The 12,839-nt window shown below is 36.1% G+C and carries 11 protein-coding genes; 10 read left to right on the forward strand and 1 reads right to left on the reverse strand.

Annotated elements, in window-relative coordinates; genetic code table 11:
• The first annotated feature begins 8 nt into the window (after positions 1-8).
• From radC to GXW81_RS05045, 7 genes are all read left to right on the forward strand, one after another.
• Positions 9-686, forward strand: coding sequence for a RadC family protein (radC, locus tag GXW81_RS05015; RefSeq protein WP_161531453.1), 678 nt, complete (start codon positions 9-11; stop codon positions 684-686).
• A complete protein-coding gene (locus GXW81_RS05020) occupies positions 670-1,572 on the forward strand; it encodes a hypothetical protein (RefSeq protein ID WP_161531454.1) in 903 nt (300 codons plus the stop codon). Before radC ends, GXW81_RS05020 begins: the two co-directional genes overlap by 17 nt.
• 58 nt (positions 1,573-1,630) lie before the next feature.
• Entirely contained in the window at positions 1,631-2,137 is a 507-nt protein-coding gene (locus tag GXW81_RS05025; RefSeq protein WP_161531455.1) for a hypothetical protein, read from the forward strand.
• A gap of 16 nt (positions 2,138-2,153) precedes the next feature.
• Entirely contained in the window at positions 2,154-2,765 is a 612-nt protein-coding gene (locus GXW81_RS05030) for an inorganic pyrophosphatase (RefSeq protein ID WP_052910450.1), read from the forward strand.
• 135 nt (positions 2,766-2,900) lie between these two features.
• Entirely contained in the window at positions 2,901-3,986 is a 1,086-nt protein-coding gene (gene dnaX, locus GXW81_RS05035) for a DNA polymerase III subunit gamma/tau (RefSeq protein ID WP_161531456.1), read from the forward strand.
• Between the two features lie 131 nt (positions 3,987-4,117).
• Positions 4,118-4,579, forward strand: coding sequence for a hypothetical protein (locus GXW81_RS05040; RefSeq protein WP_260393546.1), 462 nt, complete (start codon positions 4,118-4,120; stop codon positions 4,577-4,579).
• An 11-nt stretch (positions 4,580-4,590) separates the two neighbouring features.
• Complete coding sequence (locus GXW81_RS05045; protein ID WP_153936541.1) at positions 4,591-5,673, forward strand: chorismate mutase; 1,083 nt, start codon at positions 4,591-4,593, stop codon at positions 5,671-5,673.
• Between the two features lie 74 nt (positions 5,674-5,747).
• Here GXW81_RS05045 and GXW81_RS05050 read toward each other — a convergent pair whose 3' ends face one another.
• Positions 5,748-8,324 carry a BamA/TamA family outer membrane protein gene (locus GXW81_RS05050; protein ID WP_161531457.1) on the reverse strand — a complete coding sequence of 859 codons (2,577 nt, stop codon included), beginning with the start codon at positions 8,322-8,324 and terminating at the stop codon, positions 5,748-5,750.
• Here GXW81_RS05050 and GXW81_RS05055 point away from each other — a divergent pair.
• The 3 genes from GXW81_RS05055 to GXW81_RS05065 all read left to right on the forward strand — a co-directional run bounded on the left by GXW81_RS05055 (position 8,310) and on the right by GXW81_RS05065 (position 12,678).
• Complete coding sequence (locus GXW81_RS05055; protein ID WP_161531458.1) at positions 8,310-9,038, forward strand: RNA methyltransferase; 729 nt, start codon at positions 8,310-8,312, stop codon at positions 9,036-9,038. The two genes, GXW81_RS05050 and GXW81_RS05055, sit on opposite strands and share 15 nt — an antisense overlap.
• A 614-nt stretch (positions 9,039-9,652) precedes the next feature.
• Entirely contained in the window at positions 9,653-10,036 is a 384-nt protein-coding gene (locus GXW81_RS05060; RefSeq protein ID WP_161531459.1) for an HU family DNA-binding protein, read from the forward strand.
• A 233-nt stretch (positions 10,037-10,269) separates the two neighbouring features.
• The gene (locus tag GXW81_RS05065) at positions 10,270-12,678 is read left to right on the forward strand and encodes a hypothetical protein (protein ID WP_161531460.1); all 2,409 of its coding nucleotides are present in this window, start codon (positions 10,270-10,272) and stop codon (positions 12,676-12,678) included.
• The last annotated feature ends 161 nt before the right edge of the window (positions 12,679-12,839 follow it).

A 12,839-nucleotide genomic window follows, 5' to 3' on the forward strand; every position in this document is an offset into this window, starting at 1 on the left:
AAGTCATCATGTCCATAAAAAACCTATCGGAAGACGACCGCCCCAGAGAGAAATTCTTAACTAAAGGTAGAGATGCTTTATCTGATGCAGAACTGTTAGCGATTATTATGGGAAGTGGCAATAGGGAAGAGTCGGCGGTAGATTTGGCGAGAAGAATTTTGCAAACTTATGGGCATAATTGGAATGCGTTGAGCGAGGTAAGCGTTGCAGATTTAATGAAGTTTAGAGGTGTAGGAGAAGCTAAGGCCATTAGTATTGCAACGGCTCTCGAAATAGGTAGACGGCGAGCGATGCAGGAGCAACCCAAAAGACTACAGATTACGAAAAGTGCGGACATATTTGAAATGATGGCACCGCTTTTAAGCGATTTACACAATGAGGAATTTTGGGTGATATTTCTTAATCAAAGTAATAAAGTTTTACAGAAAAAACCTTTGTCTAAAGGTGGAATATCGGGTACGGTGGTAGATGTAAGATTGATGTTCAAAATGGCGTTAGAGCATTACGCTACGGCGATTATAGTGGTGCATAATCACCCATCGGGAAGCATTTCACCTAGTGAGCAAGATTTGGAAATTACCAAGAAAATAAAAGAAGCGGGATTTTTGTTGGATATTAGATTGCTAGACCATATCATTATTGCTAAAAATAAATACTTTAGTTTCACAGATGAAGGCGTGTTATAAGATGAGGTTGCTGAAAAATCATCAGATTGATATTGAAAAATACACTCAATGTTTAAGAGTTTCTGAGCAGTATCATTTTCAAGCTGAAGCGATTTACCTTAATGCTTTAAATGAAGGAACTTGGGAGGTTGTAGTCTTAGGAGATTATGAAGCGGTAATGCCTATACCAATTATCAAAAAGTTTGGGGTTAAATTAGTGTTATTTCCTCCGTTTTTACAGCAGTTGGGTGTTTTTTCAAAAAAAGACAATTTGGAGATTAACGAGTTGTTTTTTAGTTTTTTGAAAAATAATTATAAGGTAGTTTATTATGCATTTAATGCTAAAAATAAATTAAATTCAGAGCTATGGAGGAAGAACTATAGACTTCATAAATCCTCTTACTCAGAAGTGTTTAGTAACTATTCCACCAGCCGAAAGAGGAATCTTAAATCTCCAAAAAACAATGAAATTAAAACTTCCTCACTAGGAAATTTATCCGAAATAAAACCTTTCTTTTTTCAGTTTGTAGAGTGGTTATCATCGGACAGATTGAAAGAAAAGTATTTCAAACACTTAGAATATTTAGAGCAAAAAAATCTACTAGAAATTTTTGCAGCGAGAGATTTGCAAGGGGCTTTGCTTTCCGTAGCGGTAATTTCTAATTTGGGTGGAGAGAAGGCTTTGCTCTGTTTTATAAATAATAAGGGTAAAAAGACTAATGCTCCTTCGGTAGTTTTAGACGAAATCATCAAACAATTTATTGAAACTCATCAGTTTAATTTTTTTGGGAGTAATATTCCTTCTGTGGAGCAGTTTAATCAGCGGTTTGGAGCGGTTTTAGAGAAATATCCAGTCTATCATCAATCCAAAAAACAACTTCTTTTACAATTTATAGGGTTGCGTTAGAAAGACTGTTTTTAAAATCAGTTTAAATCACTAACTTTGCCCTTATTTTTTCTGAAAAATGAGTTATAAAGAATTTTTGCCGTATGCATTTGCTTTGGTGTTGGCGTTTCCCTTTTTAGTTTTTATTAGACAGGGGCTTCATTACTATATGAAAGCAAAAGCAAAGGAATTGGAACTTTTAACTTTAAAAAAAGGAAAAGAAATAAATACACAGGCTCACGAGAGAATGACGATTTTTTTGGAGCGTATAAAACCCGCTTATCTTATCCAAAATTTTGATAAAAACTTAGCTACCCACGAGTTTTTGTATTTAACAGAGAAAAACATCAATCAAGAGTTTGAATACAACATCTCTCAACAAATCTATATAGATAAAGTGATTTGGGAGAATATAGCCGATGCTAAAAATAGTATAATTAAGCTGCTCAAAGATACTTATCAAGGGCTTAATGAGGCTAGTTTAGAAGAGTTTAAAACCGTTTTTCTGATGAGCTATATCAACGGTGAGGATTACATTGGTCTTTGCCTAGACGAGTTGAGAAAAGAAATGTTAAAAGCAAAATAAAATTAAATATAATCAAATGATTCCAAGTTTTAAAGCACACCCGTGGCACGGTATTTCTGCGGGAGAAAAAGCACCAGAAGTGGTAACAGTATATGTGGAGATTGTACCTTCGGATACTATTAAATACGAAGTGGATAAAGAAAGTGGTTATTTAAAAGTAGATAGACCACAGAAGTTTTCTAATATTATTCCAGCTTTGTATGGTTTTATCCCAAGAACTTATTGCGATGAGGAAGTAAAGAAATTGGCAGTAGAAAGCGGTGCTAAAGATGTTACTATGGGAGACCACGACCCACTTGATATTTGCGTGTTGAGTTCACACCATATTCAGTCAGGTAATTTATTGATGGACGCTATTCCAATCGGTGGGTTTAAGATGATAGACAAAGGTGAAGCTGACGATAAAATCATAGCAGTAATGGTGGGCGACCAGTCTTATGGGCACATCAGAGATATATCTGAACTTCCAGAGGCGGAGATTAAAAGACTAAAACACTACTTTTTGACATATAAAAATCTACCTTACGAGGAAGCATCTTGCAGAATAGATGAAACTTACGGAGCAGAACACGCTAAAAAAGTAGTAGAGGCATCTCTTAAAGATTATCAAACAAACTACGGAGAATAATTTTTAAGACTTATAGTAAAAACTAAGGAAGAAGAACCTAAAAACTGAATAATATTCGGTGGAGGTTCTTTTTCTATTTTTAAATAAACGAGTAAATATTTGTTTTATAAATTCATTTTTACTTATTTTTGACCAATGGAAAATTTCATAGTATCTGCGAGAAAATATCGTCCACAAGAGTTTGACACTGTTGTGGGGCAGTCGCATATCACAGATACTTTGGAGCACGCCATTGCCGAAAACCAGTTGGCTCAAGCATTGTTATTCTGTGGACCTCGTGGTGTAGGTAAAACAACTTGCGCAAGGATTTTAGCAAGGAAGATTAACGAAAAAGATGGCGCTACGAGCGAAGATGGCTTTTCTTATAATATCTTTGAACTAGATGCCGCGTCTAACAACTCTGTAGATGATATACGAGAGCTTACCGACCAAGTGCGTTATGCACCACAGGTGGGTAAATATAAGGTGTATATTATAGATGAGGTGCATATGTTGTCTTCACAGGCATTTAATGCATTTCTTAAAACTTTAGAAGAGCCACCTGCACACGCTATTTTTATTTTAGCAACTACGGAGAAACATAAGATTATCCCTACCATTTTGTCTAGATGTCAAATTTATGATTTCAAGAGAATTACCATAGAGGACATACAAGGACATCTTAGGAAAATAGCAGATAAAGAAGGTATTAGCTACGAAGACGATGCACTTTTCCTTATCGCTCAAAAGGCAGATGGAGCTCTTAGAGATGCTTTGTCTATTTTTGATAGATTGGTAACATTTACCCAAAAGAATATTACCCTTGCAAAAGCAGCGGAGGTACTTAATATTTTGGACTATGACCAATACATCAAAATAGTAGATTTAATCCACGCTAATGATATTCCTAATGTTTTGGTAGCGTTCAACGAAATTGTGAAAAAGGGTTTTGACCCTCATATTTTCATTGCAGGATTGGGGAATCACTACCGAGATTTAATGATGGCTCAAAATTCATCTACTTTAAACTTGATAGAGGTAGGCGAGAAAACTAAAGCCAAATATGCAGAACAAAGCAAAAAATGGACAGCTCAGCAGTTGGTAGATGCGATAGAAATTTGCAACTATGCAGACATCAATTATAAGAGTTCCAAAAATCCTCGTCTTACGGTGGAGATAGCCCTAATGCAACTGGCTAGCCTCACCCACGGGACAGAAGGAACTAAAAAAAAAAGTTTCTGATTTTAGCACCTCTTGTTAAAGAAGGGGCAGTTCAGAAAACTAGTGAAAAGGCGTCCACGGTTCATACAGAAAACTCTAAACTCATTTCCGAAACACCAGAAATAGAAATCAAAAAGGCTAAAGAACCTATTTTGAAGGAGTCTGTAAAGTCTTCATTTAGCATTAAAGAGGCTATAAACAAAACAGAAGAGTTACAGGTAGAAGAGGAAATAAAAGAAGAGGAGCTTCCCGATGGACATTTTAGTGAGACCGATTTACAAAAAGAATGGAAACATTTTTTGAAAAAATTAGCTCGTGAGGATATGGTAACCTTTAATGCCGTACAAAATTTTACCATAGAAAAAGCAGAAGAAAATAGAGTTTGTATTAGATATACATCTGAATCGGCTAGGGTAGAGTTTGAAAAGGTTAGTCCTCAGTTTTTTAATGATTTTAAGCATAAGTTTAATAACTATCGTGTAAAGTTTGATTTTGAAAAAGCGGAGCGAGTAATCATTAAAAAGGAAACAAAACGAGATTTATTTAATAAAATGGTGGAGGTAAATCCATTATTGAAAGACTTGCAGGAACTGATGCAGTTTGATTTTAATTAAGTGTAAATACAATGAATTTAAGAGATTTAAAAAACGATTGGTTGCAAAATTATCCGCAGCCAATGGTGATAGCAGGACCTTGCAGTGCAGAAAGTGAGGAGCAGATGCTAGAAACAGCTAGAGGAATTAAAGAAGCTAATGCAAAGATAGATGTTTTCCGTGCAGGTATTTGGAAGCCAAGAACTAAACCAGGCTCATTTGAAGGAGTAGGGGTAATAGGGCTTAGTTGGCTTAAAAAAGTTAAAGAAGAATTTGGCTTTAAAACGGCAACCGAAGTAGCTAACGCTCACCATGTGTATGCGGCTTTGGAGGCAGATGTAGATATTCTTTGGGTAGGAGCTCGTTCTACGGTAAACCCTTTTACAGTACAAGAAATTGCGGTAGCACTCAAAGGTACAGATAAACCTGTGTTGGTTAAAAATCCTGTTAATCCAGACCTTGCTTTATGGGTAGGAGCTTTAGAGAGGCTTTTGGCACAAGATGTTAAAAATTTAGGAGCAATTCATAGAGGATTTTCTACTTATCAGAAAACGCAATACCGTAATATACCTAACTGGCATATCGCATTAGATTTTAAAAATCAGTTTCCTAATATACCAATGTTTGTGGACCCTTCACACATTTGTGGGAATAGAGAAGGACTGTTTGACATTACTCAAGAAGCACTTAATGTAGGCTACGAAGGAGCGATGATAGAAACTCATTGCACTCCAGATAAGGCTTGGAGTGATGCTTCGCAACAAATTACACCATCAGTTTTAGATGAAATGATAAGTCGCTTAAAGGTAAGAACTTCGGATATTTCTGGCTACGAAGATGATATGGGAAAACATAGAGCTTTAATTTCTGATATAGATTTTCAGTTGATGGAACTTCTTTCTAACCGAATGAGAATATCAGAGAAAATAGGAACTCTAAAGAAAGAAAATAATATTGCTATTTTCCAACCTGAAAGATGGAAAGAAATTACAGAATATGCTAGAAAAAAAGCTGATGAAACGGGTATGAGTCAGGATTTTATAGAAAAAATATTTAAAGCTATTCACGAAGAGTCTATCGAGGTTCAGAATAAAGTAATGATAGGTTCAAAATAAGTTTCGAAAAATAAATAAAAAATCGGTTGTCATTATTTGTACAACCGATTTTTTATTAAATATCATTATCGTCTTTAGAACGGATAACCAAAGGCAAAGTTAAGTGTAGGTTTAAGCGGCTTTATATGGCTGATTCTCCAGCGTTCTCCTTCTGGTTGGTTGGGGTCGTACATTTTGTAGGCAAAATCTACTCTGAGGGTAACATAGGCAACATTTATTCTTACGCCAAAGCCACTACCAACGCCTAACTGCTTGTAAAATTTATTGAACTTAAAGGCATCTCCTAACCCTGTATCTTTAAGCGACCAAATGTTTCCTGCATCTGTAAACAAAGCCCCTTCAAACATATTATTGATAGGAAATCTGTACTCTATATTAGAAGTTAGTTTTACATTTCCCATAATAAAAGACCTTACCTTTTCATTTATTTGAGAATCGGCAGGTCCAAGACCTCCAAAGGCAATCCACGCACGGATATCATTAGAGCCACCATTAAAATAAGACCTTACAAATGGCATATTAGATGAGTTTCCGTAAGGAATACCTACGCCGATAAATTGTCTGAAAACAAGTGTTGATTTATTGATACTAAGGTGCTTTCTGACATCTGCATCAAATTTTACAAACTGAGAATAAGGAATATTGAATATTGTTTTTTCATTGTCGGTCAAGATGCTTTTGGAGTCTTTAGTTTTTCCAAACAGACTAATGAGGTTTCCGGCTAATTCCATTTTTCCACTGAAGTAGAATGGGTGTCTGAAATATTTTTTACCAATCTCGTTATACAAAAATTGATAGTTTAAAGAAGAAATAAGTACATTCTGCGTTTGTCTATCTCTATTGAGTAGAGATTGTAAGAAAGTGTTGTAAATGTCTCTGTTTTCAGTAGTTAAAGAGTTTAAAAAATCCCCGTCAGAAACTATTGTCCTAGAAACATCATCATAGGAGTAAGCTTTAACATCGTAAGAAGGATTAAAGGCTTGGTAAAGATTAAATATATTTTGCCTTACCTCATTATCTCCACGGAATAGGTCGTAATAACTGTCTTTATTTCTAGTTAAACTCAGCTGTGTATTGAATAGGGAAAGCCTGTGAGAAACCACATCGTTTACATTGGCGGTATAGTTGAGGCTTCCATTAAAGTTAATCCTGTCCATACCAATGTTATTCTGTACAGAAGTTCCTAAAACAATAGAAGTTGTGGGAGAATAGCGTTTAGGAATTAATTTGTAATGTTTAAAAGGGAGTAAAAGCCTAGGAACATTAAGAGCTACCTGTGCAGAGAGCTCATAGGCGTTGAATATTTTACCAGGGTCTTTGGCATTTTTGGTAGTACCTATGATACCTGAGAAACTTGTGGATAGGTTTTCTGCACCACCAAAAACATTTCTCGAAGTTAACTCAACAGATGGAGAAAAACCAAAGTTTAATATTTGAGAATAATGAGCATCAAAAGCTGTTTTGAATTCGTATTTAGAAAGTGGCTTTAGAACATATCTTACATCTAAAATACTATCACTGTTTTTTCTTAGTCCCTCTTTGTAATCTATAATGCTAAAATTGTTCATAGCATTGATGTTCCTTTTGGTGAGGTCTAAAAACTTTTGAGTGTAAATTTCTCCATTTTTAAGAATGATGGGTAGCCATAGGGAGCGGGTAGAGTATTGCTTATCAAGTTTGTGTATTCTTACACTATCGTCTTGGGGAATTTTATCAAAACGATAAGGTTTAGTGCTTAGGGTGTCACTAATATGGTTTACAACAAATACATCTACTTTTCCTATAGTTGCTTTTTTATAGGGACTGTCTTTGTCATTTCTATGTATATACATAGTGAGAGGCACATTTTTGTTACTCTCTAGGGTATCTGCCGTAAAGTAAATTTCCTCGTTAGTTTTGTTGAAACTATAATAACCTGCCTCACGCATACGCTCGGTAATTCTTTTGACTTCCTCTTCTAGGTTCTTTTGGTCAAGAATATCGCCAGTTTTTATTTTACTTTTATCAAATTCACTTTCATAGATACTTCTGATATTGCTGTCAGGGATAGAATAGTAATAGTTTTTTATTCTAGTAGGTTCGTTAAATGTAAGTTTGTAAGTTACTTGGGCCTTCTGTTTTGCAGTGTCAATATCTTGTTTGTAAGTTACTTTAGCATCCCAATAGCCTCTATAACGCATAAATTGTCTCATATTTTTAGCACTAGCTATGGTTTTTCCTTGTTCCAAAATTTTAGGAGCTTCACCTACGGTGTGTAGAAAACGGTCTTTAGTTAAAGATTTTCCTACATATTCAGGGTGACCATACTTAATAAATAGAGAATCTCTTAAACTTTGATTTCTCATTTGGTTAGGGTAGGTCATATATTCTGTAAGAATAGTGTCATATTTAGGGTTAGCAGCATTATATAACCATAATCCTAGAGGAACTACAAAAAGGACTTTTTTATTAGGTCTTTGTTGTGTGTAATTAGATATTTCGCTGGAAAATAGCTTTTTATCTTCGTAAATTATAGTGTTTTTCGTAAGTAAGGCTTCACCGTGAGGTACTTTTTTGGTGCTACTACAAGCGTACAAAAAAGCAAGTAGAATTGTGAGTGCGGAAAATAAATAATACTTTTGAAAATATTTTCTGATATGCTTACGAGTCATAAAGTTAAAATTTTACAATCTTTGGATAAGAAAAAATTCAGACAAAAATACAATTTGTTTTTGGTTGAAGGTAACAAAATCATCAAAGAATTAAAAAACACCAATATAGAAATAGAGTCTGTTTACTCTGCTAATTCCGATGGAATAGAATTTTTAGCTGATGTTTTAGTTCCCATTACAGAAAAAGAGTTAAAAAAGATAAGTTTTCTTAAAACACCTAAAGATAGTGTAGCCGTTTGTTATTTGCCTACTCCAAAAATTACAGAAGATAGCAATATTAACTTGGTTTTAGATGGGCTTCAAGACCCAGGTAATTTGGGAACTATTATCCGTTTGGCAGATTGGTTTGGTATAGAACAGATAGTATGCAGTACAGATACCGTAGATGTTTACAATCCTAAAGTGATACAAGCTACCAAGGGCTCTTTTACCAGAGTAAATGTGGTGTATAGCGATATAGAGCAGTTTTTATCAAATTCTTCTGCGGAAAATATAGGTACAGATATGGAGGGCGAAAATCTGTATAAAACTAATTTTCCCAAAAAGTTCAATCTAGTGTTAGGAAATGAAGGCAACGGAATGCGACCTAGCGTAGAACGATTGATGAAACGAAATATCACTATTCCTCGTTTTGGCAATCATAAAGCTACGGAAAGCCTTAATGTGTCTATGGCGGCAGGAATTATTTTGGGGCAAGTGTTTTCTGATAAATAATTTATTGTTATAAAGTCTTTTGCAGTACAAAAGAGAGGAGTGCTATAGGCAAAATGTTGTGTTTTTTTCTTCAAACATTTGCACACCTCCATAAAAGGTTATAATTTTGCTTCATATTTATGCGATACACTATCAGCGACATACAAAAAAGTGAAAAAAAGTGGCACAAAAATTTGGTAGTTCCAAATAATTGTGTAAACACACACACACACACACACACACACACACACACAGGATAGTTACCTGCATATGTGTCCTATTATCTAGAAATTTCTTTAGACTTTTATCATCAATTATAAATACAGTTCCACCAACTTTTGTTGGGGGCATTCCGTGCTTTTCTAAATTTAGTATTCATCAATATTGGCTAAAAGCCCCATTATTTCATAAGCTTAATTTGTTGTTGTTTTTGTTAGGGGCTTTTAGCGTACAGAGGGGATATCCTATTCTCTCTGTTTTAGCCTTTCTCCTCATTTTGTGTGTGTTTAGAGGGGGGAGGCGTTTTCTTATTAGTTCAAGGTTTAAAGTTCAAATATTCAAGGAATCCACAGAGCTATTGAACTACAACCCTCAAACTTTAAATCTTAAACATTGAATCTTAAATCTTAAAACATATGCCAATTAAGTACAAAGTCATTCAGAAAGGGCAACCGGGAGTTGCCGGTGGAGGCGAAAAGAAATATTACGCCTCTGCAAACACGGTAAGCGAGAAAACTTTAGCAGGACTTACCAAAGACATTGAGAAAATTTCCACCGTAAGCGGTGCCGACATCAGGGCAGTCCTGTATGCTTTGGTAGATGTCATGCAGACCTCATTATCGGAGGGGCAAGTGGTAAGGCTTGGCGAGCTTGGCAGCATGCGGGTAAGCATCAGTAGCGAGGGCAAAGCCACGGAGGAAGAGGTAACCACCTCGGCAATTAAAAATGCCAAAGTGCTTTTTACCCCAGGTACAGACCTCAAAAAAATGTTAGTCACGCTGAAGTATGAAAAAATGTAGTGTGTATAGAGTAAAAAACACGCGTGAAAAAAAAATCCGCATGCGTGTTTTTGGAGAAAAACACCTGTGTTTTTTTTGGTCTCTGCGAACACCCTCTACAAAGGCTTTTGCAGAAAGCGTTTTTTCAAGGGTTCAAAGTTTAAGATTCAAATATTCAAGGAATCAGCAGAGCTATTGAGCTACACCCCCAGAACTTTAAACCTAGAACCTTAACCTTTAACTTCTTAAATCTTATGAAAACATTAAAACTAAAAGCCTATACCTTTTTAATATCAGGTTTAGGACTTACAAGTATTTACGGTCAGGTTGGCATCAATACAGAACAACCAAAAGTGACCTTGGATGTGGTTGGCAAGCCAACTAATATTAGTTCCTTAGACGGGATTACTGCTCCTCGTATAAAAGGAGTAGAACTAAAGGCTAAAACCTATACCTCTGAACAGAAAGGAGCCATTGTCTATGTAACAGAGGTAGAGACCTCCCCTACAGGACAAACGGCTAATGTTACCAATGTAGGGTACTATTATTTTGATGGTTCCTTGTGGCAAAAATTTTCAGGGAAGACTTATACGGCAGGAACAGGACTATTGCTTAATGGAACTACATTTAGCCATGCTGCTCACACAGGAGATGTAACGGGAACCACCGTTTTAACAATAGCAGATAATGCTGTTACTTCAGCAAAGATAGCCGACGGTACTATAGTAGGTGCAGATATTGCGGATGGTACTATTAATTCTACAAAGTTGGCACCAGGTGTATTAACCAATATATATAACTCCGATGGAACGTTGTCTAGTAACAGAGTTGTAACAGCAGGAGATAACACGCTTACTGTTAAGGGTACTTCGGCAACACCTTTTATAGTGGAAGGTAATAATTGGACACCACTAAAAGTAGTTACTACTAATGCAGCAGGGGGAGGTATTGTTTTACAACCAGGAACTGCTGGGTGGGATAATCGTGTGGAAATGAAGGCTACTCCAGCTGGGGATATGCATGTCTACACTAACGGAGGCGGAGATGCTTTGACTATTACAAAATCAGGAGATGCAGGTATAGGAACAATAAATCCGTCTGCAAAATTACATGTGGCTGGTACTACAAGGATAGATAATTTACCATTGGGGGATCAGGCAGATCAAATAGTAACAGCAGATGCAAATGGTAACTTAAGAAAGAGAGCTGTAGGGGATGTGGTAAGTGCTAACTCTACCAATATATATAACTCCGATGGAACGTTGTCTAGTAACAGAGTGGTAACAGCAGGAGATAACACGCTTACTGTTAAGGGTACTTCGGCAACACCTTTTATAGTAGAGGGTAACAATTGGACACCACTAAAAGTAGTTACTACTAATGCAGCAGGAGGAGGTATTGTTTTACAACCAGGAACTGCTGGGTGGGATAATCGTGTGGAAATGAAGGCTACTCCAGCTGGGGATATGCGTGTCTACACTAACGGAGGCGGAGATGCTTTGACTATTACAAAATCAGGAGATGCGGGTATAGGAACAATAAATCCGTCTGCAAAATTACATGTGGCTGGTACTACAAGGATAGATAATTTACCATTGGGGGATCAAGCAGATCAAATAGTAACAGCAGATGCAAATGGTAACTTAAGAAAGAGAGCTGTAGGGGATGTGGTAAGTGCTAACTCTACCAATATATATAACTCCGATGGAACGTTGTCTAGTAACAGAGTTGTAACAGCAGGAGATAATACACTTACTGTTAAGGGTACTTCGGCAACACCTTTTATAGTGGAAGGTAATAATTGGACCCCACTAAAAGTAGTTACTACTAATGCAGCAGGAGGAGGTATTGTTTTACAACCAGGAACTGATGGATGGGATAATCGTGTAGAAATGAAGGCTACTCCAGCTGGGGATATGCGTGTCTACACTAACGGAGGCGGAGATGCTTTAGCTGTTACTAAGACAGGTAATGTGGGAATAGGGACGAATAGCCCACAGGCAAAACTAGATGTTGTAGGAAGTGTTAGAATAGCTGATGGTACACAGCAGGCAGGAAGAATACTTACTTCTGATAGTAATGGTAATGCTTCATGGGAGACTCCTACGATGAGTTATGCTTATGCAATTGGAAAAGGTGTTTATGATCAAAACTTTCCAGGATCTACTATACCTGCGATCCCTGGAGGGGATAGGTATATCTACACAGGTATGAAGATAACTTTACCTACTAAAGGAAAATACGCGATATTATTAGATTTAGCTATTTCTACAGTGCCAAGCCTTGGAGTTCAGCCTTTATTAAGTCATAATCCGGCTTATACTCCTAGTAATAATTTAGTAGAAGGTGAAGCTATAGTTGTTAAAGGTACTTTTTGGGACGAAATACTGCCGGAAGGGATTGATAAAGATCCTATTTATGGTGTTCCTATGAAAAATAAAGCAAATAGTATGTGGTCTGGTACGCTTGTATTTCCTTTAGCTTTACAGAGGGCATCTAATACAATGTATATAGAAAATACAACATCAGGACCCAAAACTTTTTATTTCTATGGAATGGCAGTAATCTTGAATCCTAAATCTAATCAGACAAAGTATGTTTATGAATTAGCTAGTGGAAGATGGGGAGAAGAATCTTTAACGGCTTTTAAGATAGGAGAATAGTTAGAATAGGTTATATATGTTTTATTTGAAATGTTTGAAAACGATACGGTCAAAATATAAATATTCAAAAAAAGAAATTTTATTGAGATCTGTCGTGTTAAGAGATTGATAGTTTAGAAGTGGAAAACTATATAAGTATTATCCGATAATTAAAGGAAACT

It is taken from the genome of Riemerella anatipestifer, from assembly GCF_009932355.1.
In the GTDB taxonomy this organism is placed as follows: Bacteria; Bacteroidota; Bacteroidia; order Flavobacteriales; family Weeksellaceae; genus Riemerella; species Riemerella anatipestifer_E.